Genomic DNA, 21,686 nt, shown 5'->3' with positions numbered 1-21,686 from the left:
AATTTGCATTAAATTACATCAGGATCTTGCAATTGATATTAATTTAACATATAATAGTCCGAAGTAGTTTTTTAAGAAAAGGGCTACTCACACCAAAACATTATTTTAAGGAGGAAATTAAACGTGAAAAGAGTTTATAATTTTTCAGCTGGTCCATCATGTCTACCAGTAGAAGTGTTGCAAAGAGCTGCCGATGAAATGGTATCTTATGGGGATTCAGGAATGTCCGTAATGGAGATGAGCCATCGTTCGTCTTATTTTAAGGATATTCTTGCAGAAGCAAAAAGTCTTTATAAAGAACTGATGAATGTTCCAGATAATTACGAAATTTTATTTTTACAAGGCGGAGCTTCAACACAGTTTGCAATGGTTCCATTGAATCTTTTGTCTAAAAGCAATAAAGCTGATTTTATGATTACCGGTAGCTGGGCAAAGAAGGCTTACCAAGAGTCCGCTCGTTATGGAGAAGCAAAGGTTATTGCATCTTCCGAGGATAAAACCTTTTCTTATATACCAAAGGTAGATTCTAAAGATTTTACGCCAGATGCTGATTTCTTCCATATTTGTGTTAATAATACAATTTATGGATCACGGTTCAGACCGGATAATTTACCGGATACCGGAGATGTTCCATTAGTTGGGGATATGTCTTCAAATATATTATCAGAAGTATATGATGTGTCAAAATTTGGCTTAATTTATGCCGGTGCCCAAAAGAATATGGGACCTGCAGGGGTAACAACTGTGATCATTCGAAAAGACCTCATCGGCCATGCCAAAGATATTACACCAACGATGCTTAATTATAAGATCCATGCAGATAACGATTCCTGCTACAATACACCACCATGCTATAGCATATATATATGTAAACTCGTTTATGAATGGGTTAAAGCAAAGGGCGGCGTAGCAGCAATGGAAAAAATAAATAAAGAAAAAGCAAAAAAATTATATGATTTTATCGATAACAGTAAACTTTTCACAGCACCGGTTGTACCAGAAGACCGTTCAATCATGAACGTAACCTTTGTTACCGGTTCTGATGAATTAGATGCGTTATTTGTTAAAGGGAGTAAGAAAGCTGGTATGGAAAACTTAAAAGGTCATCGAAGCATTGGTGGGATGCGCGCAAGTATTTATAATGCAATGCCGATGGCGGGAATCGATACATTGATCGATTTCATGAAGAAATTTGAAAAAGAAAATGCATAGGCATTTTCGCTTAGAAAGGAAATAATACATTGAATTATAAAGTACAGACACTCAATAATATATCTAAAAAAGCGTTGAGAGCATTGAATGAAAAATATTCAGTGCTGGATCAGCCAGAAAATCCAGATGCTATTTTATTAAGAAGTTTTAAAATGCACGATATGGATATTCCGGATAGTGTGAAATTTATTGGACGAGCCGGAGCCGGAGTAAACAACATTCCATTGGAAGAATGTTCAAAAAAAGGAATCGTTGTTTGTAACTCTCCTGGAGCCAATGCCAATGCAGTAAAAGAATTAGTCATTGCCGGAATGCTGATGTCTTCACGAAAAGTTGTGGATGGCATCGAATGGGCCAAGACTTTAGCTGATAAAGGTGATGATGTACCAGCACTGGTAGAAAAAGGAAAAAGTACTTTTGCAGGTCCTGAATTGTACGGTAAAAAATTAGGCGTCATCGGTTTAGGTGCTATTGGTGTTCTTGTTGCGAATATGGCCGTTGATTTTGGAATGAAGGTTTATGGCTTTGATCCATTTATTTCCATTGACAATGCCTGGGGCTTGAGCCGAAAAGTAAAACGTTCGGTAAACAAAGAAGCCATTTTTAAAAATTGTGATTATATTACGCTTCATATTCCTTATATGGATGAAACAAAAGATTTTGTCAATGCTGATTTATTAAAAGATGCAAAACCAGGGTTGAGATTACTTAACTTTGCCCGCGGCGGACTTGTAAATTATGATGCATTGGAATTGGCTATTGAAGAAGGCATTGTTGATACCTATGTCGCTGATTTCCCAAATGAACGTCTTCTTAAAATGAAAAATGTCATCTGTATTCCTCATTTAGGAGCATCAACCCCTGAAAGTGAAGAAAATTGTGCAGACATGGCGATCAATTCAATGAAAGAATATTTGGAAAATGGGAACATTATCAATTCAGTCAATTATCCGGATTGTAGTATGGGCATTTGTGAAACAACCAACCGTCTTACGATCAATCATGCCAACATTCCAAACATGTTAGGACAAATTACAAAAGTTTTGGCAGACAATGATATTAATATTTCGGTTATGACCAATAAAAATAAAGGATCATGGGCTTATACCATGATGGATGTTGACAGTAATGTTGGGGAAAATGTGAAGACTGCTTTAAAAGGCATTGAGGGCGTTACCCGAGTTCGTATTATTAAGTAATCAAGATGATAAATAAAAACAGTTAACAAAGAAGTGGCTTCAGATCAATGAAGACCACTTCTTTATTAAAAAACGGAGGAAAAAATGGCAACAATAAAACCTTTTAAAGCTGTTCGTCCTTTCCCGGAAAAGGCTCAGGACGTAGCAGCACTTCCTTATGATGTGTATAATCGAAAAGAAGCGGCAGCTGCGGCTCGAGGGAAGTTAGACTCTTTTCTAAGGGTCGATCGCCCGGAAACCACTTTGGATGATCGAATGAAAATGGATGATCCTTTTGTTTATGAAACGGCAAGGAAAAATTTGGATAAGCTTTTTTATCGAAACGCCCTGACTCAGGATAATCAGGATTGCCTTTATATTTATGAATTGATCATGGATGGAAGAAGTCAGGTCGGCTTGGTCGTCTGCACCGCCATTGATGAATACTTAAATAACACGATCAAGAAACATGAGTTAACCCGAGCGGATAAAGAAGAAGACCGGATCAAGCATGTGAATGCCTGCGATGCCAATACTGGCCCTATTTTTCTGACCTATCGAGGAGAAGATGCGATCAATGTCATTGTGGATAAATGGCGAAAAGAGAATGCTCCTGTTTATGATTTTGTTTCAGAAGATGGGATTATCCATCGCGCCTGGGTGATTGATGACGATGCGATGATTAATAAACTTGTCAAAAAATTCAAAGATGTGAAAAGTTTATATATAGCAGATGGGCATCACCGTTCAGCCTCGGCGGTAAAAGTGGGTTTAATGCGACGCGAAGCAAACCCGGATTATACCGGAAAAGAGGAATTCAATTACTTCCTTTCAGTTTTATTCCCGGATGAGCAGCTTTATATTATGGACTATAATCGCGTGGTAAAAGATTTAAATGGATTGAGCATTGATGAGTTTTTAACCGCCCTTTCCGAAAAATTTGATATTGAAGACCGTGGGGCAGAAGCAGTCAAACCCCAGCAAAAAGGGAGCTTTGGCCTTTTTCTTGATAACAAATGGTATTTGTTGACGGCTAAAGAAGGTGTTTATGATTTGGCTGATCCGGTAAATTCATTGGATGTGGCAATCCTTCAAAATAATGTTCTTGTTCCAATTTTAGGAATTGGTGATATCAGGACGGATGAGCGGATTGATTTTGTCGGCGGGATTCGCGGCTTGAAAGAGCTGGAACGCCGTGTGAATGACGACATGACCTTGGCTTTTTCGATGTATCCAACATCCATTGAAGAGCTGATGAATATTGCCGATGCTGATTTGCTGATGCCGCCAAAATCAACCTGGTTTGAGCCCAAATTAAGAAGTGGATTGTTTATCCATAAACTTTCTTAAATAAGGTGTTAAAAAGATAATTATTTGTAAATAAAACAGACTGAGAGGTGGTGTCTAAATCGCGCACCTCTTTTTTTATACAAAATTTTATCCTACATAGTGATTGTGCAATAAAGATAAATATGATATCCTTTTCATGTAAAGTGCGTTGGAAGATGAGGGCGACCCTGATTCAGACAGCAAACAAAAATTGATAAATAATTAAAAAGCTATCGTACTGATACCATGAGGGTTAGTCCCTATTGGAAAGGCGAGAGAATCATGTGTCATTACACACAAAGCCACTATAGACAGTGGTTTAGGTGTTTACGTGTTTTCCCTGTGCCCTTGCGGTGCAGGGATTTTTTTCGTGAAGGCAATGAACCAAACGAGTGTTTGCACTCAATTGGTGAATGGCCACGGACCATAAGAAGTTCGCTAAGCGTGTTTCTTATGGTGGCTTTTGAAGAGAAGGTGACTTGTCGAGAAGAAGGAGGAAACAATGGAAACAAGAATTGGTCTTATCGGGATAGTGGTAGAAAAAAAAGAGGCAGCCGGAAAATTAAACAGCATTCTTCATGACTATAGCGAATATATTGTCGGAAGAATGGGAATCCCATACCATCAGCGTAATGTGTCAGTGATCAGTGTTGTGATTGATGCTTCGACAGATGTGATTAGCTCTCTGTCCGGTAAATTAGGAATGATCGATGGTGTCAGTATAAAAACAGTTTATTCAAAATTACCGAAAAAAGAAGCCGCAGATGATAAAAATGAATAAGATTATCGAAAAGCTGGAAGAACAGCGAAACCTGGAAAGTGATGAACTGAAGTGGCTATTGGAAAACAACACCGAAGAATTGCGACAGGAACTAGCGCAAAGAGCGCGACAGGTTTCGACCAAAACTTACAGTAATGATGTTTATACCCGGGGACTAATCGAATTTACTAATTATTGTAAAAATGACTGTTATTATTGTGGAATCAGAAAAAGCAATCAGGAAGCACATCGGTATCGATTGACAGAGACTGAAATTTTAGAATGCTGTAAAATCGGATATGAATTAGGATTTCGGACGTTTGTGCTGCAAGGCGGGGAAGACCCGGATTTTACAGATGATCAAATGGTTGACATTATCCAAAAGATCAGAAAAGAATATCCTGATTGTGCAATCACGTTATCAATTGGCGAAAAATCAAAAGAAACTTACCAGGCCTTTTTCAAAGCAGGCGCGAATCGTTATTTGCTTCGTCATGAAACAGCTAATGAAGAGCATTATCGGAAGCTCCATCCTAAAGAGCTGAGCTCAGCCAATCGGAAAAGATGCTTAAAAGATCTTAAAGAGATCGGGTTTCAAGTTGGTACCGGATTCATGGTTGGATCTCCGCATCAAACAGTGGAAAATATTATTGAGGACTTAGCTTTCATTAAAGCATTAGATCCTGAGATGATCGGCATCGGTCCGTTCATCCCCCATCAGCAAACACCTTACAAGGATATTAAGCCTGGTACTTTAGAAGAAACGCTGTTACTTATTTCAATCCTCAGACTGATGCTGCCCAAAGCACTTATTCCGGCAACCACCGCGTTGGGAACTATTAACCCGCAAGGCCGGGAATTTGGTATTTTGGCCGGAGCCAATGTTGTCATGCCTAATTTATCTCCAGTAGAGGTTAGAAAAGATTATAGTCTATATGATAATAAAATTTGCACCGGTGATGAGGCAGCTGAATGCCGAGTCTGTTTAAGTGGAAGAATGAAATCGATTGGTTATGAAATCGTTAATAATCGTGGCGATTATCCTAATAAAATATAATTTAAGAGGAGAAAAAATGTATAACGTAAAATCAAGCAAAGCTGAAGAATTTATTGATGATCAGGAAGTTTTGGATACAATAGCTTATGCAGAAGAAAATAAAACAAATGAAGCTTTAATCAGCGGTATTATCGACCGTGCCTATGATTTCAAAGGTGTCAGTCATCGCGAGGCAGCAGTCTTATTAGCCTGTGAACTTGAGGATCAAAACAAACGCATGGTAACGCTGGCACAAGATATCAAGAAAAATTTCTATGGAAACCGCATCGTTATGTTTGCCCCTTTATATCTATCAAACTATTGCATAAACGGGTGTGTTTATTGTCCTTATCATCGTAAAAATAAAACCATCACACGTAAAAAATTATCCCAGGAAGAAATAAAAAGGGAAGTTATCGCACTTCAGGATATGGGTCACAAGCGTTTAGCTATTGAAGCTGGAGAAGATCCAAAGAACAATCCTCTGGAGTACATACTTGAAAGTATCAAAACAATTTACGGTGTTCATCATAAAAATGGCGATATTCGTCGAGTCAATGTCAATATTGCGGCGACAACTGTGGAAGACTATCATCAGCTTAAAGAAGCAGGTATCGGCACCTATATCCTTTTCCAGGAAACCTATCACAAAAAAAATTACGAGGAACTTCATCCAACCGGTCCTAAGCATAATTACGCTTGGCATACTGAGGCCATGGATCGGGCCATGGAAGGCGGAATTGATGATGTCGGGATTGGCGTTCTCTTTGGACTTAATATGTATCGCTATGATTTTGTGTCAATGCTGATGCATGCTGAGCATCTGGAAGCATACAAGGGTGTTGGACCTCATACCATCAGTGTGCCCCGAATTTGCCCGGCAGAGGATATTGATACCGCTGATTTCTCCAATGCTATTTCGGATGAAATATTTGAGAAAATTGTGACCATTATTCGTATTGCGGTACCTTATACCGGAATGATCATATCAACAAGAGAATCCCAGGCCGTTCGAGAAAAAGTCTTAAAATTGGGCGTTTCTCAAATCAGTGGGGCTTCCTGTACCAGTGTCGGCGGTTACGATGTACCGGAACCGGAAGATCAAAATTCAGCTCAATTTGATGTCAGTGATAGCAGAACACTGGATGAAATTGTCAACTGGCTGTTAGACATGGGACATATACCAAGTTTTTGTACCGCTTGTTACCGAGAGGGACGAACCGGAGACCGTTTCATGAAATTGGTAAAATCCGGACAGATTGCCAATTGCTGTCAGCCAAATGCCATTATGACATTGAAGGAATATTTGGAGGACTACGCTTCTCCTGACACAAAAGCAAAGGGTGAAATAACGATTCAGAGAGAGCTCGCATCGATTCCGAATGATAAAGTTCGTGGTATTGCATCGGCTCATTTAACGGAGTTGAATGAAGGTAAACGAGACTTCCGCTTCTAATTAGATCCTAACGGCACACAAAATTCAAGGTCAGTTATTCATTCTGGTTGTATGTAGGTCATTACTACTTGCATACAATTAGATAAATAACTGGCCTTATATTGATTAGAGGTGAATTGTGAAGTGGCTTTATTTCTGAATGCAGGCGCTTACCAATATTTTAAGTTGAAGAAGTGCGAAGCCTTACTGATAGCTTAGAAGGCAATACAGAGTGCTGGCTGCTAAGATCAGAGCAGCGGTGAAAATAATCGTGAAATAGACTCCTTTATTTTTATGGTTCTGCTGCGGTGGTGATAAAGTTCTTTGTCATAATAGGTACATTGTTTAATATCATTAACAAAAATGTTTTTTAGTTGAGTCGCGACTTTCCGGTCATAAATAAAAGCATTGGTTTCAAAGTTGAGCCTGAAACTGCGAATATCAAAATTACAGGAACCGACAGAACAGACAGCGTCATCCACGACAATGGTTTTGGCATGTAAAAATCCGTTTTCATAAATGAAAACTTTAGCTCCATATTCAATCAGTTCACCTACATAGGCGAGGGTTGCCCAATAAATAAAGATATGGTCAGGTTTGTTGGGAATCATAATGCGCACATCAATGCCTGACAATAAAGCTATTTTCAAGGCCTCGAGAATACTTTCATCTGGTACAAAATAGGGGGACTGGATGAGAATATAGCTTTCGGCATTAGTGATCATTCTTAAAAAACCTTGTTTGATCTGCTGGTTGACTTTATCAGGTCCACTGGATACAATCTGGATTCCGACGCCAGATTTTGGGGCGATCTGAGGAAAATAGGCACTGAGCTTTTCATCGTCAATGAGCAATTCTTCACAGGAGCTTGCGCGCCAATCCAAAAGAAAACGAAGTTGCAGTTCGTAGGCGGCAGAGCCGGTTATTTTCAGATGGGTATCCCGCCAATATCCCATTTTGGAGTTAAGGCCCAAATATTCATTCCCGACATTGAAACCACCGACGAAACCGGTGTTCCCATCAATGACCACAATTTTTCGATGATCACGATAATTGATTTGCAGATTGAGCATTTTAAATAGCGACGGAAAAAATGCCCCGATTTGTCCGCCGGCAGATTTAAAAGCTTCAATGATTGAATGAGGGAGATATCGGCCGCCCATCGCATCAAAAAGAAGTCGGACTTCGACGCCTTCCAATGCTTTACGCGTCAGAATTTCGATCATTCTCAGAGCAAGGGAGTCGTTTTTAATAATATAATATTCGACATGGATGGAGCAAGTGGCTAATTCCATGGCATTAAATAACGCCTCGAATTTTTTGTGCCCATCGGTAAAAATCTCAACATCATTATTGTTTGTGTAGAGTGACTGACTGACACGTAAATGAAACTCAATGGAATGTTGATACTTTTCAATAGGACTTTCAGGATTAATAGAAATAATTTCTGAAAGTAAATCATGCTGTTGCCGCAGCAAATGATGATATCGAATGTTTTCAGGGGTATTATACCTGAAAATTTTTCGCTTAGTCAGATTCTGTGAAAAAAATAGGTAGAAAAGGAATCCGATAATCGGAAACATCCATAAAAATAGTAGCCACGCATAGGTGCTTTGTGGATTCTTTCGTTCTAAAAAGATAATGGTAAAGGTTAGTGAAATATTAATAACAAAAATAGGCAAATAAATGATTACTGATAAACCAAAAGACATCAGGAAACCTCCTCAAATATAATGGTTAACATTATAACATAAATTTAAGATTATCGCAGGTTTTAGAGATCATGAGTGGCAAATTACCAAGGATCGGCGGTTCTTCAGGTTATGGATCGTTTGATAGCTGCAATGCAATCGAACGGTATTTTACTACGGTATGGATTTCACTTGACATTTTCGCGAATCTAATCTTATAATATATGAAGTCTCAGGTTTGTGGTTGAAAGTCGAAGCCAGATGCAGGCGAAGCGATCCACGTAAGACAATTCAATAGCGAATTGTTGATCATGGTGCATCTTAGAAGTAAGTCCAGCCGGCGAATGCCGAGAGGAGGAGTTGTGATGCTAACACTGAGCTAAACTTCCTGCTGGCGAGTGTGGGGGAAAAGACCAGGTCAACTGAGACAAGATCTTTTTGTTAAATGAATGAAAGCGTATTCTTTGATGATATTTTGTGACAAGAATTTGACACAAATGATTTTGACTAAAGGGGATATAATTAGGTATAATAAGAATAGAATTCGTATACCACGATATGGTGTCGTATAAACGAATGAGATTGACCTTTTGAAAGGAGTTGTCGTTATGAGATTTACAATTTACGGGAAAAATATGCATGTATCAGAAGGTTTAAAAGAAACATTAAAGAAAAAATTCGAAAAATTTGATCGTTACTTTGGACAAGAGACGGAAGTGTATGCAACATTTAGCAAGGAAAAAAATTATCAAATGTTAGAGGTTACGATTCCGGTTGGGAAAACAATTTTGAGAGCGGAAGAAAGATCCGAGGATATGGTCACTTCCATAGAGAATGCTGTTAATAAACTGGAAGGTCAACTCAGAAAACATAAAACAAAATTACAAAAACGAAATCAGGATGAAGCGGTAAAACTTAATTTTGAAGAAATTGAATCCCTTGAAGAAGAGGATGTATTTCAAGCAAAAGTTGTGCGAACGAAAAAATTTGCAGTTAAACCAATGAGTGTGGATGAAGCCACATTACAGATGGAGCTGATTGGTCATGACTTTTTTGTATTTCTAAATGGAGATACTGATGATGTTAATGTGGTTTATATGCGTAAAGATGGGAATTACGGTTTAATCGAGCCCACTTTCTAAAGCTTTCTTAAGAAAAAAATTGAAATTAATGATGGGCACCCCTTGAAAAGTTGTTTTAAGGGGTGCTTTTGATGATGTTAATTTAAAAATAGAAAATTATTTTCGAATTTGGGCATAAAGTTTTGACAGAACTTTTCTTTTGCTTTAAAATAGACCTATGCGTATAACAGGGTTTGTTTATTTCATTAAAAAAAGCAGATGAAGTATACCTAATAATATAATAGAAAGAATTATGAATAAATAGTGGGGTTGAAACAAATATGTTAATACTTATTGCAATTATCTTAGGCTTTTTAATTGGAAAAATACGAAGAGGAAGTCTCCATGGTTTTAAGGTAAGAAAAATTTCTTTATTACCGGTAGGAATTTTAGGGTTGGTGTTACAAATTGCTCTACGGTTTTATATCTACACGGGTGGAATTCCAGTCATTGAACCGTATCTGGAAATTGTAAATTTTGCGAGTTATATACTGATTCTAGTGATGCTTGTCTTTAATTTAGACGATTTTTGGGTCATCCTTATGGCGATGGGCGTAACCGCTAATTTTGTGGTCATTTTTATTAATGGCGGACATATGCCGGTTTCTCAAGGTGTGATAGATCTTTTACCAACAGCTTTTGGTCAGCAGATTACGCAGGGAATAAGTCCAATCTATTCATTAATCCAACCAAATACGCTATTGTGGTTTTTAGGAATTAATCTGCCTTTACCAGTACCCTATGTGCCGATGGTCATGAGTCTTTATGGAACAGCTGCAGGTGTCAGTGCTGGAACAATTGTAGCATTGCTAGGGCTGTTAGGCTTTATTCAGTATGTTATGAATAAAAAGGTATCCTTCATTCACGATGAGAGCATGGAAAATGCTGACGATGAAGGAATATTCGGCGATGACGAAAAAGATATTGAAGGCGTTACCCTGCATGATAGTCAAGAGGATACGGATATTGAAGATTTTTACCGGGATATGGCAGCGACTGGTGCTATTCACGGGGATCGTGATGAAAATGAAACGATGGTCCTGCCAAATGAAGCGATTGCCAGTGCGGATCAAACGATGGTCTTGCCAAATCAAGCGATTGCCAGTGCGGATCAAACGATGGTCCTGCCAAATGAAGCGATTGCCAGTCCAGATGAAACGATGGTTCTTCCCGTTGGTGATTATGAAACAGGTATTGTTCCAGCCAACTTAAGTGAAATTGAGTCAGAGATTGGAACTGAAACCGAAGAAATTATTGTGAATGACGAAATGACTCAGGAAACACGAATCATGGATGTTATTGATGATGGCAGCACAAAGGTAATCAGTAATATACAAGAAGTCGGCACTTACGTTTCAGGTAAAGATGATAATGAATTAGAAGCAGCTGATATGGAAGAGATTCTCAACAGCGAAGATGCTGGATTTTTCACAAAGAAGTATTACGAAGAAAAACTAGCTGTTGAAAAAGAACGACTAGAACTTCAAATGCGGGAAATGGAATTAAACCGGACGGCTCAATCACTCCATGATCCATTAACTTCACCGCAATCAGTACCGGGATCAGATTTAAGAATTGTTGAGAGTTTTAAGCTGACCGAATTGGATCAACCATTTTTATTACGCAGTGAAAAAAATGAAGACCAAAGTATTGTTATGAGTAAAGGCGCAGAGGAAGAAGAATTTTCTGAAGTTGAAATGCTCAGTGTTTGGCAACGGCTCAATATCGAGGATGAAAAACGCAAAGCTCAGCGACGAAAGCAGTCCATTAAAGAAAGCAACAAGGAAACGGAAAGCTTATTAGTTCCAACCCATGATGAGGAAATGGCTATCCCCTTCAAGGAGATTGAAGAGGTAACAGAGCCGGTTGTGGGAAAAGTTTATAAAAGTTCAGAAGAGGACAAAAAAAAACTCCTGGCAAATATGAATGATGAACAGCGACGGACTTTTCAGGAAACGATTGAAGAACGAAAAAAAGCGGGATATGAGTTAGTTGAATTGAAATTAGATGGCAAAGATGTTGCGTTTTGGCGAAAGAAAAAGTAATAATTGAACATTTATAAATAAACGATGGGGACTGTATATAAAAAAATACAGTCCCTTTTTAAATTTTATAAAGTATCATTTAAGGGAGTATGTTATAATGAAGATTAGTGTATTGTTAAAATATATGATTATTTGACAGAAAGTTAAGAAGGAGAGAATAGATTGGGAATTTTAGACCAGATATTTGATAGTAACAGAAAAGAATTAAAACACATGCAAAAAAAAGTGGATCAGATCGTAGCACTTGAGAGTCATTATGCAGCGATGAGCGATGATGAATTAAAGGGCCAAACGCTGATACTCAGAGAACGTCTTGCCCAGGGAGAAGACCTGGATGATTTGTTGGTAGAAGCTTTTGCAACGGTCCGTGAAGCCGGAGACCGAGTACTTGGGATGAAGCATTTTCCGGTACAGCTGCTTGGCGGAATGGCATTGCATGAGGGAAACATTGCAGAAATGAAAACTGGGGAAGGAAAAACTCTGGTGTCAACATTGCCAGCCTACCTTAATGCATTGAATGGACATGGGGTATATATTGTTACCGTCAATGATTACCTCGCCAAAAGAGATAGCGAGTGGATGGGAAAACTGCATGAATTTTTAGGCCTGAGAGTCGGTCTTGTTGTTCATGGTTTGTCATTCCAGGAAAAAAACGATGCTTATTCCTGTGATATTGTGTATGGAACCAATAATGAATTTGGGTTTGATTATCTGCGAGATAATATGGCGGGCACTAAAGTTCAGCAGGTTCAACGGGAATTAAACTATGCCATTATCGATGAAGTCGACAGTGTTTTAGTCGATGAAGCGAGAACACCGCTTATTATCTCCGGCAGTGGCGATAAAAGTACCAAGCTGTATGCTTTAGCCAATAGCTTTGTAAAAACCCTAAAAGAAGATGACTACATCAAAGATGAAAAGGCAAAATCGGTCATGTTATCGGATGAGGGAATTGTCAAGGCAGAAACATATTTCAATCTGACGAATCTGGCCGACATGGAAAATATGGAAATCGCTCATAATCTTAACCAGGCGCTTCATGCCAACACATTAATGTCAAAAGATAAAGATTATGTGATAAAAGATGGCGAAATCATTATTGTTGACGAATTTACCGGACGATTAATGCCGGGGCGTCGCTATTCCAACGGTTTGCACCAAGCCATTGAAGCAAAGGAAAACGTAAAAGTTAATCGGGAATCAAAAACACTGGCGACAGTAACGTTCCAAAATTACTTCAGAATGTTCAAAAAGCTTTCCGGTATGACCGGGACTGCCAAAACAGAAGAAGATGAGTTCCAGACGATTTACAACCTCAATGTTATCACCATTCCTACGAATAAACCATTGATCAGACGGGATCTGAATGATCTGATCTATAAAAGCGAAAAAGGAAAATTCCTGGCCGTTACGGAAGACGTCAAGAAACGCCATGCAACCGGACAACCGATTCTAATTGGTACAATTTCAATTGAAAAATCCGAGCTGCTCAGCGGTTACCTGAAGCGATCAGGGATCAAGCACAATGTTCTTAATGCAAAACATCTTGAAAAAGAAGCCGAAATTGTTGCCAACGCCGGACAAATGAACGCCGTGACGATTTCTACCAACATGGCTGGACGTGGAACGGATATTGTCCTGGGGGACGGGGTTACAGATGTCGGTGGATTGCATATTCTCGGAACGGAACGTCATGAAAGTCGCCGAATTGATAATCAGCTTCGCGGCCGTGCTGGACGTCAAGGCGATCCCGGATCATCACAATTCTTTGTATCATTAGAAGATGATCTCATGCGTGTTTTTGGATCTGAAAAAATTCAGGGTATGATTGAAACGCTGGGAATGGATGAAGAAACGCCCATCGAAAATAAAATGCTGACCAGAGGAATTGAAAATTCTCAGAAACGGGTGGAAGGTCGCAACTTCGACATCAGAAAACATGTTCTTCAATACGATAATGTCATGAACCGTCAGCGAGAAATTATTTATCAACAACGTCAGGAAGTTATTGATGGAAAAGATATGGAAAACGAAATCTGGAGTATGACAGAAACCCTGATTAGTGCCTATGTCAATTCATTCACCAGCGAAGGCGAATATTATGATGACTGGGATTTGGAAGGATTAACTAAGCATCTTGAGACAAATGTACTTCCCAAAGACCGCCTGGTCCTTCCTGAAAAACCAGAAAACCGGGAAGTATTGGTAGAAACCATTCTGGCAGAAGGCCGAAAAGTTTTAGACGAAAAGAAGGAACTTTTAGGGCTCGAGCAGCTTCAGAATATTGAACGCATGATTCTTCTTCGCAGTGTTGATGCTGCCTGGATGGAACATATTGATAATATGGATCAGCTCAAACAGGGAATTGGTCTTAGAGCTTATGGACAAAGAGATCCAGTCAAAGAATATACAAAAGAGGGATTTGATCTTTTTGATGACATGGTCTTAAGAATTCAAGAAGATACAGTCAAATATCTCTTTAATTTAAATATCAAAGTAGTTCCGGCTGAAGAAACAAACAAAACAGTTGATTTCAGTCAGATGAAAACAAATGAAAATGAAATTGAAGGAAAACCGGTTGGATCAGCCACGGCGCATAATAAAGTGGGGCGTAACGATCCCTGCCCTTGCGGAAGTGGTAAAAAATATAAAAAATGCTGCGGCGCTTAAGCGTATCGTTTAGCTGGTAAACAATGAGTATAAAACGGGAAGGAAGTGATCGTTGTGATCGATTTGTATGAAGAAAAACAAATCATTAATGCAATGGAAATAAAACTAAAAGAATTGGGGGATTCCCTTTGACTTACCCAAACTGGTTGGTCAAATAGAAGAACTGCAAAAGAAAACAGAAAGCGCTGATTTTTGGAATGATCAAAAAAGCGCTCAAATTGTTTTAAAGGAATTAAAATTAATAAAGTTAAAAGTCGATCAGTACAATGCCCTTGCGGAGTCGCTGGACGATGTTCTTGTCATGCTTGAATTGGTGGAAGAAGGGGAGCAGTTGGAAGGGTTTGCAGAAGCCATCAATGAGCTTAGTGAAAAATTAGATCGCTTTCGCGTTGAGACCCTTCTTTCCGGAGAATATGACAGCAATAATGCAATTATTTCTCTTCATCCCGGAGCAGGCGGAACGGAGTCCCAGGATTGGGCGGAAATGCTGCTGCGGATGTATACTCGCTGGGCAGAAAAAAAAGGGTACAAAGTAAAAACCCTGGATCTTCAGCCTGGTGATGTTGCCGGAATAAAAAGCGTTACCCTGCTGATTGAAGGGGTGAATGCTTACGGTTATTTAAAAACAGAGCGTGGTGTGCATCGCCTGGTGAGAATTTCTCCTTTTGATTCATCCGGTCGTCGGCATACATCCTTTGCATCACTGGATGTTTCTCCTGAGGTCGATGATACCGTTGAAATAGAGATACTGCCTGACGATATCCGGATTGATACTTTTCGAGCCAGTGGGGCTGGCGGACAACATATCAATAAAACGGATTCTGCGATACGAATTACTCATCTTAAAACTGGAATTGTGGTTCAATGTCAAAATGAGCGATCCCAGCATCAGAATAAGGAAGTGGCCATGGGCATGTTAAAAGGTAAGCTTGTGGAAATTTTGGAACAGGAAAAAATGGATCGGCTTGAGGACATTAAAGGGGATTATAGTCAAATTGCCTGGGGTAGCCAAATTCGTTCTTATGTATTTCATCCCTATACGATGGTTAAGGACCATCGAACAAATGTGGAAATCGGAAATGTAGCAAGTGTCATGGATGGTGAGCTGGATAGTTTTATGAATGCTTATCTCAATACAATGGTTGTTTGAGACAACCGGGTAGCGTCGGTTTGGTAAACATGAAGAATTTTGGAGGGGAAAATGGCAAAAACCTATCAAGAAATAAATGAGAAAATCGCAAAAGGCGAAGCTGTCGTAGTAACGGCAGAAGAAGTAATTGATATTGTAAAAAAACGGGGCGTTAAAGAAGCGGCAGATTATGTGGATGTCGTGACCACGGCTACCTTTGGTCCCATGTGTTCCTCAGGGGCATTCCTTAATTTCGGCCATTCTGATCCCCCCATTCGGATGGCTGAGATCACCTTAAATGGAGTTGTAGCAAGCGGCGGTTTAGCTGCAGTCGATACTTATTTAGGCGCCACTCAGCCATCTAACGACAGAGGAATAGAATATGGCGGAGCTCATGTTATCAATGATTTGATTGCCGGGAAAGAGGTGCATTTAGTAGCGAAATCCCAGGGAACCGACTGCTATCCCCGAAAAGAAATCGACACCTGGGTGACCCTGGCTGATTTAAATGAAGCTTATTTATTTAATCCCAGAAACTGTTACCAGAATTACAATGCGGCCATCAATACATCCAGCAAACGAATCTACACTTATATGGGGATTTTGCAACCCAACATGGGGAATATCACCTACAGTACCGCTGGAGAATTAAGTCCACTCCTTAATGACCCGTTATTAAAAACAATCGGTATGGGTACCCGGATTTTTCTGGGCGGGGCTCAGGGATACGTCTCCTGGATGGGCACTCAATTTAATACCGCCTGCGAAAGGGATGAAAAAGGATACCCGACGACACCAGGGGCGACACTAGCCTTGATTGGCAATATGAAGGAGATGAATCCTGAATATATCCGAGGAGCGGTGTATGAAAAGTACGGAACATCGATGTTTGTCGGCGTTGGGATTCCGATTCCAATATTAAATGAAGAAATGATGTCCTTCGTGTCGGTTGAAAATAAAGACCTTCACACGAATGTGCTCGACTATAGTGTTTCTAAAGGTGGGCATCCAATCCTGAAAAAAGTGAGTTATGCTGAACTGAGAAGCGGATCGGTGGACATTAATGGAAAAATTATTAAAACATCACCGATGTCGAGTTTGAAAGTAGCAAGAGAAATTGCTTTAGAGCTTAATCACTGGATTAAAAAGGGCGGATTTTTCCTTCAGGAACCGATTCAAGCATTTCCCATGGGGAATGCCTTGAAAGGACTTGAAATAAAGGAAGGAGAATCGCGATGATCACAAAAAAAATATTGCTATCCTTTCCTAAAGTGGCCACAGGCAAGCCAATGGCGATGGAATTAATAAAAACCTATAATCTTGATTTTAGCATTCTTAAAGCGCTGATTGATGATAATATCAAAGGAACGCTTCTGCTGGAGATTAGAGGCGAGGCGAACGATCTTAATGCCGGAATCGTTTTTCTTCGGGAAAACCAAATTGGGGTCAAAGAAGTCCAGTCGATGGTAGTCGTTGATGAAAAGAAATGTATTTCGTGTGGCGCCTGTACGGCTGTTTGTGCAGTCAATGCCCTTGAAATGGATGAAAACTGGTCATTGATCCATCATGAAGACAAATGTCTTGAGTGTATGCTATGCGTGAAAGCCTGTCCAATGCGGGCGATTCATGCCGTCATGTGATCATATGGCATATGAAGAACGAACTTATCGAAAGCAAATGAAATCCGAGGACCTGGAATATTTCCAGGTCCTCGAATTCGAATCCGACCTTTTTATCGGTATTGATGGAAAAGCAAATCAGCCGCTGTTATCTCAGCTTGTTTTAAAAGAGGTTCAACAGCTTCGAAAAGCCATTTTCGACTATAACATCACACATCCGAATTTTATCGAATCGCTGATACCGCTTAAGTCGGATCGATTGGCTGTTCCGATTGTTACAGACATGCTGGCGGCCGGAATTATGACTGGTGTTGGCCCAATGGCGGCAGTTGCAGGTGCGGTATCAAAATATGTCGGGAAACGATTGAAACCCTATTCTAAAGAAATTATTGTGGAAAATGGGGGGGATCTTTTAATCAAGACAAGTAAGACCCGCCGGATCGCTATTCATACCGGAAATTCTCAGTTTCAGGATCTTAGTTTAAAAATAAATCCGCGCGAAAAGGCTTTGGGGATTTGCACCTCTTCAGGGGTGATGGGGCATTCCCTAAGCTTTGGAAAGGCTGATGCCGTAACGGTTCTCAGTGAAAATATCCCATTGGCGGATGCAACAGCGACGGCTCTTTGCAACCGCATAAAAAAACCGGAAGATGTGGCCAAAGGGATTGAATGGGTAAACAAAATTCCCGGGATACTTGGAGTGCTTATTCTCATTGAGGATCAGCTTGGGGCCTGGGGAGAAATTGAATTGTGCTAATAATAAATTAAAAAAGATTTAAAAAAGTTATTAAATCACGGTGTGTGGTTTAATAACTTTTTTTAGTGATTTTGTAAAAAAAAATTGACAAAGAAGATATTATAAGGTATCTTTATAAAAAAGCATACTATTCATATATTAAATATATGAATATAAAAGGAGGAACATATTGGAGGAGAATCATAATAAACAAAAGAATTTTGTTCAAGAACGGGATTTAAAAAAAATAATTGAATTTTTAGAAAAAATCCAATATGGTTCAGTCACGGTGATCATACAGGATGGGAAGATCCTGCAGATTGAAAAAAATGAAAAGATCAGAATGAAATAAACTAAAAAAGTACAAACCGGATATCGTAAAATAAGAATGATAAGAAATAATCTGATTAATGTGCTTAAGGTTATTGATGAAAGATGTGTGCTACATTTATAAGGGCAGAGATATTATTAAAAATATGTAAAAAATAAAAAAACATATAAAAATAGAAACAATTGAGAGTGGATATACGTACTTGACAATCTGCCTGATTTCATTTATTATGATTACATACTTATGATGTATGAAATGGAGTGTTAATATGAGAATATCAGCAAAAGGGCGGTATGCGCTGGCGGCAACAACGAACATGGCTCAATGTTATAATAAAAATGAATACGTGACTCTGATAAGCATTTCAGATAAACTTGGCATCTCAAAAATATATTTGGAACAGGTTTTTTCTTTGCTTAAACGCGGGGGAATCGTAACCTCTGTAAAAGGTTCCCATGGCGGTTATCAATTAGCACGCGTTCCTTATCGAATTACTGTTTTAGAAATACTGTCTGCGGTTGAGACGTCTCTTTTTGAAAATACCGAAGAATCCATCGTGAAAAATGCGCCTGAAATAGAGGCAGCGATGAAAAACACCGTTTATGATCAATTGGACAGTGCGATCAAATCCACGTTGGAAGAGATTACCTTAACAGATCTCGTATCAGAAGCAGAAAGAAACAGTTCAGATCAAGGATTCATGTTTTATATTTAAAAGATCCAGTGCTTGACAAAGATCGAATTGAAGTGTATCATTCATAAAAACAATTGAATATTTACCTATCCAGAGAGGTGGAGGGACAGGCCCTATGAAACCCGGCAACCAGCGCAAGCATGGTGCCAATACCTGCGAATTTCTGAAAGTTCGCAATGATGGGGTTTAATGAAAATCATTAACCTCGTCGAATCGACGAGGTTTTTTTCATGGGAGAAAGCAATCACTAAATGGATGCCCGGTAATCGCACAGAACCTGCAAAGCGTGCTGAAAAATTTTTTAGAAGGAGAATAAAATCAGTGAATATAAAAGAAATACTTAAGAAGAAGCGACTCTATTTAGATGGCGCAATGGGGAGTTTACTCCAGGATAAATTGGATATAATCGGGCCGATACCGGAGGTACTTAATGTAACCCACCCTGAAGTGATCAAAGAAATTCATCAATTATATATCGATGCCGGGGCAAATATTATATTATCCAATACGTTTGGAGTGAATGGCTATAAACTTAAAAATACTGATTTTACGGTAAACCAATTGGTATCAGCCGGAGTCAAAAATGCTAAGGAACTTGACCCCGATTATGTAGCAGTCGATATCGGACCTTTAGGTACCCTTATTGGCACTTTTGGAGAAGTGTCCTTTGATGAAGCTGTGGATTATTTCAAAGAAATCATTGAAGTGGGAGAAGCGGCTGGCGCAGATCTGATTGTTATTGAAACAATGACGGATATCTGCGAGGCTCGGGCGGCGCTGATTGCCGCTAAAGAAGTGTCGGATTTGCCGGTCATCGTTTCGATGACTTACCAGGAAAACAAACGCACATTAACGGGCACCGATGCGTTAACCGTGGTGAGTATTCTAGAAGGATTGGGAGCAGACGTGATCGGAATTAACTGTTCCACCGGACCAGATGGCATGTTGCCGATCATTAAGGATCTTATTCATTATGCCAGTGTGCCGATTATGGTGGAGCCGAACGCAGGGCTTCCGCATATGGTTAATGGGGAGACGGTATTTGACATCGATATTGAAGAATTTACCGGATACATGGTAGAAATAGCGAAAATGGGGGCATTGGTTTTAGGTGGGTGCTGTGGGACGACCCCGCCCTATATCGAAAGAATGATTCAAACAACCAGGAATTTGCCCCTCTTTGAAGTTGAAGATAAAGGTTTTAGCTTTGTTTCATCAAGCACCAAAACCGTCATATTGGGAAATGATATCCATGTGATTGGGGAGAGCATCAACCCCACCACAAATGAGGTTTTGAAAGAGTCTCTTCGTCGCGGAGAATTATCGGTATTGTCACAATTGGCCATTGATCAAAAAAAGGATGGCGCGCATATCCTGGATATTAATTTAGGTTTGCCTGGCATCGATGAAATACAAATGATGAAAAATGCGGTGGTGACCGTCAGCCGATTGGTTGACTGCCCCCTGCAAATCGATTCATCAAATCCGGAAGTGATAGAAGCGGTATTGCGAAGTTATCCGGGGAAAGCCATTATTAATTCGGTTAATGGAAAAATAAGTTCCATGGATGCATTGTTTCCCCTTGCCAAAAAATATGGAGCCCTGGTTTTAGGCTTAACCATGGATGAAAATGGCATCCCCGGAAAAGCAGCAGATCGGGTTGCCATTGCCAATAAAATTATTGATTGTGCACAGCTATTTGATATAAACAAGAAAAATATTCTGTTGGATTGTTTGGCTTTGACCGCTTCAGCTCAGCAGGCAGAGGTAAAAGAAACAATCGCTGCGCTCAGAAAAATACATGATGATCTTGGTGTTCCGACGGTGCTTGGGGTCTCGAATATTTCCTTCGGGCTGCCAAATCGAGAGCTTTTAAATCGCACATTTTTGGGCTTGGCTCTGGAGGCGGGATTAACAAACCCGATTATGAATCCAAGTGATCAAGATATGATGGATACCATTAACGCTTTTCGGGCTTTATCGGGATTGGACCGACAATGTATTGCTTACGCAAATACTTATAAAGAGAGTACGTTAAAAGAGACGGGTTTAGAAAAGACTAAAGATGCATTAAGTCTGAAAGAAATCATTGAAGAAGGACTTGATGATCAGGCGGGAAAGGCAACGAAGATACTGCTAGAAACAAGAGCGCCATTAGATATTATCAATAATGAAATAATTCCCGGTTTGGATGCCGTTGGGGATGCTTTTGAAACGGGAGAGTGTTTTTTGCCGAATTTGATTTTCGCAGCAGAAACCGCTCAAAAGGCGTTTGAAGTGATCAAAGATACCATGAAAAGGGCTGGAAAAATCCAAGTCGCAAAGGGAAAAATCATTTTAGCGACGGTGGAAGGGGACGTCCACGACATTGGGAAAAATATTCTCAAAATAATTTTAGAAAATTATGGTTATGAAATTATCGATTTAGGCAAGGATGTGAAAGCCGAAACAATTATTGAAGTGATTTTAAAAGAAAATATCCGGTTGGTAGGACTTAGCGCTTTAATGACAACAACGGTGAAAAACATGGAAATCATGATTAGTGAGATCAAAGGATATTGCCCGAATACGCTGGTCATGGTTGGTGGTGCGGTCCTGAATCCCGAATATTCTAAAACTATCGGAGCGGATTATTATGGAAAAGATGCCCGAGAAGGAGCAAATATTGCCAAAAAAGTATTTGCATAAGACAACCTAACA

17 protein-coding genes and 1 riboswitch are annotated in these 21,686 nt (G+C 39.6%); of the genes, 16 read left to right on the top strand and 1 reads right to left on the bottom strand.

Translation table 11 applies throughout. The features are described 5' to 3' along the window. The first annotated feature begins 123 nt into the window (after positions 1–123). The 6 genes from serC (at position 124) to hydG (ending at position 6,971) form a co-directional block, all read left to right on the top strand. Positions 124–1,212, top strand: coding sequence for a 3-phosphoserine/phosphohydroxythreonine transaminase (gene serC, locus FZC40_RS11605; protein ID WP_148604529.1), 1,089 nt, complete (start codon positions 124–126; stop codon positions 1,210–1,212). A gap of 29 nt (positions 1,213–1,241) precedes the next feature. Beyond that, positions 1,242–2,411 carry a phosphoglycerate dehydrogenase gene (locus FZC40_RS11600; protein ID WP_148604527.1) on the top strand — a complete coding sequence of 390 codons (1,170 nt, stop codon included), beginning with the start codon at positions 1,242–1,244 and terminating at the stop codon, positions 2,409–2,411. An 84-nt stretch (positions 2,412–2,495) separates the two neighbouring features. Then, positions 2,496–3,740: a DUF1015 domain-containing protein gene (locus FZC40_RS11595; protein ID WP_148604525.1), complete on the top strand. Its 1,245-nt coding sequence runs from the start codon at positions 2,496–2,498 to the stop codon at positions 3,738–3,740. 481 nt (positions 3,741–4,221) lie between these two features. Next, positions 4,222–4,500: a TM1266 family iron-only hydrogenase system putative regulator gene (locus FZC40_RS11590; RefSeq protein ID WP_148604522.1), complete on the top strand. Its 279-nt coding sequence runs from the start codon at positions 4,222–4,224 to the stop codon at positions 4,498–4,500. After that, the gene (hydE, locus tag FZC40_RS11585; RefSeq protein WP_148604520.1) at positions 4,493–5,536 is read left to right on the top strand and encodes a [FeFe] hydrogenase H-cluster radical SAM maturase HydE; all 1,044 of its coding nucleotides are present in this window, start codon (positions 4,493–4,495) and stop codon (positions 5,534–5,536) included. The genes FZC40_RS11590 and hydE overlap by 8 nt, the downstream gene beginning before the upstream one ends. Positions 5,537–5,552: 16 nt before the next feature. After that, on the top strand, positions 5,553–6,971 hold the full coding sequence (hydG, locus tag FZC40_RS11580; protein ID WP_148604518.1) for a [FeFe] hydrogenase H-cluster radical SAM maturase HydG: 1,419 nt from the start codon (positions 5,553–5,555) through the stop codon (positions 6,969–6,971). A 227-nt stretch (positions 6,972–7,198) separates the two neighbouring features. On the opposite strand, the gene cls is transcribed toward hydG, so the two are convergent. Next, positions 7,199–8,662, bottom strand: coding sequence for a cardiolipin synthase (gene cls, locus FZC40_RS11575; protein WP_148604515.1), 1,464 nt, complete (start codon positions 8,660–8,662; stop codon positions 7,199–7,201). 587 nt (positions 8,663–9,249) lie between these two features. Between cls and hpf the strand changes: the two genes are divergently transcribed. The 10 genes from hpf to FZC40_RS11525 all read left to right on the top strand — a co-directional run bounded on the left by hpf (position 9,250) and on the right by FZC40_RS11525 (position 21,674). After that, positions 9,250–9,783, top strand: coding sequence for a ribosome hibernation-promoting factor, HPF/YfiA family (hpf, locus tag FZC40_RS11570; RefSeq protein ID WP_148604513.1), 534 nt, complete (start codon positions 9,250–9,252; stop codon positions 9,781–9,783). 260 nt (positions 9,784–10,043) lie between these two features. After that, entirely contained in the window at positions 10,044–11,807 is a 1,764-nt protein-coding gene (locus FZC40_RS11565; protein WP_148604511.1) for a DUF5317 domain-containing protein, read from the top strand. A gap of 162 nt (positions 11,808–11,969) precedes the next feature. Next, positions 11,970–14,477 carry a preprotein translocase subunit SecA gene (gene secA / locus FZC40_RS11560; RefSeq protein WP_148604508.1) on the top strand — a complete coding sequence of 836 codons (2,508 nt, stop codon included), beginning with the start codon at positions 11,970–11,972 and terminating at the stop codon, positions 14,475–14,477. Positions 14,478–14,531: 54 nt separating this feature from the next. Continuing rightward, positions 14,532–15,627 (top strand): peptide chain release factor 2 gene (prfB, locus tag FZC40_RS11555; RefSeq protein ID WP_243135804.1). Its coding sequence is split into 2 segments (ribosomal slippage): positions 14,532–14,606 and positions 14,608–15,627, totalling 1,095 coding nucleotides; the frame shifts between segments, so codons are not numbered across the junction. Between the two features lie 51 nt (positions 15,628–15,678). Further along, positions 15,679–16,845, top strand: a complete 1,167-nt coding sequence (locus FZC40_RS11550) for a homocysteine biosynthesis protein (protein WP_148604506.1) — start codon at positions 15,679–15,681, stop codon at positions 16,843–16,845. Then, positions 16,842–17,246, top strand: a complete 405-nt coding sequence (locus tag FZC40_RS11545; protein ID WP_148568174.1) for an NIL domain-containing protein — start codon at positions 16,842–16,844, stop codon at positions 17,244–17,246. The genes FZC40_RS11550 and FZC40_RS11545 overlap by 4 nt, the downstream gene beginning before the upstream one ends. 4 nt (positions 17,247–17,250) lie before the next feature. Beyond that, positions 17,251–17,982 carry a UPF0280 family protein gene (locus FZC40_RS11540; RefSeq protein WP_148604504.1) on the top strand — a complete coding sequence of 244 codons (732 nt, stop codon included), beginning with the start codon at positions 17,251–17,253 and terminating at the stop codon, positions 17,980–17,982. 169 nt (positions 17,983–18,151) lie between these two features. Continuing rightward, positions 18,152–18,313 (top strand): YezD family protein, encoded by a 162-nt coding sequence (locus FZC40_RS11535; RefSeq protein WP_148604502.1) that lies wholly within the window; start codon positions 18,152–18,154, stop codon positions 18,311–18,313. Positions 18,314–18,560: 247 nt separating this feature from the next. Beyond that, positions 18,561–19,007: an RrF2 family transcriptional regulator gene (locus tag FZC40_RS11530; protein ID WP_148604500.1), complete on the top strand. Its 447-nt coding sequence runs from the start codon at positions 18,561–18,563 to the stop codon at positions 19,005–19,007. A 62-nt stretch (positions 19,008–19,069) separates the two neighbouring features. Further along, a riboswitch (SAM riboswitch) is annotated at positions 19,070–19,172 on the top strand. Positions 19,173–19,307: 135 nt separating this feature from the next. Further along, the gene (locus tag FZC40_RS11525; protein WP_148604498.1) at positions 19,308–21,674 is read left to right on the top strand and encodes a homocysteine S-methyltransferase family protein; all 2,367 of its coding nucleotides are present in this window, start codon (positions 19,308–19,310) and stop codon (positions 21,672–21,674) included. The last annotated feature ends 12 nt before the right edge of the window (positions 21,675–21,686 follow it).

This window comes from Acetobacterium tundrae (assembly GCF_008086615.1).
In the GTDB taxonomy this organism is placed as follows: Bacteria; Bacillota; Clostridia; order Eubacteriales; family Eubacteriaceae; genus Acetobacterium; species Acetobacterium tundrae.
The sequence above is the reverse complement of the archived record's forward strand: the minus strand, read 5'-3'. Positions and strand labels throughout refer to the sequence as shown.

Bases quoted from the DNA above. Each gene is read 5' to 3' on its own strand.
- FZC40_RS11595 (WP_148604525.1), top strand. From the start codon at position 2,496: ATGGCAACAATAAAACCTTTTAAAGCTGTTCGTCCTTTCCCGGAAAAG.
- FZC40_RS11590 (WP_148604522.1), top strand. From the start codon at position 4,222: ATGGAAACAAGAATTGGTCTTATCGGGATAGTGGTAGAAAAAAAAGAG.
- hydE (WP_148604520.1), top strand. From the start codon at position 4,493: ATGAATAAGATTATCGAAAAGCTGGAAGAACAGCGAAACCTGGAAAGT.
- hydG (WP_148604518.1), top strand. From the start codon at position 5,553: ATGTATAACGTAAAATCAAGCAAAGCTGAAGAATTTATTGATGATCAG.
- cls (WP_148604515.1), bottom strand. From the start codon at position 8,662: ATGTCTTTTGGTTTATCAGTAATCATTTATTTGCCTATTTTTGTTATT.
- hpf (WP_148604513.1), top strand. From the start codon at position 9,250: ATGAGATTTACAATTTACGGGAAAAATATGCATGTATCAGAAGGTTTA.
- FZC40_RS11565 (WP_148604511.1), top strand. From the start codon at position 10,044: ATGTTAATACTTATTGCAATTATCTTAGGCTTTTTAATTGGAAAAATA.
- FZC40_RS11550 (WP_148604506.1), top strand. From the start codon at position 15,679: ATGGCAAAAACCTATCAAGAAATAAATGAGAAAATCGCAAAAGGCGAA.
- FZC40_RS11545 (WP_148568174.1), top strand. From the start codon at position 16,842: ATGATCACAAAAAAAATATTGCTATCCTTTCCTAAAGTGGCCACAGGC.
- FZC40_RS11540 (WP_148604504.1), top strand. From the start codon at position 17,251: ATGGCATATGAAGAACGAACTTATCGAAAGCAAATGAAATCCGAGGAC.
- FZC40_RS11530 (WP_148604500.1), top strand. From the start codon at position 18,561: ATGAGAATATCAGCAAAAGGGCGGTATGCGCTGGCGGCAACAACGAAC.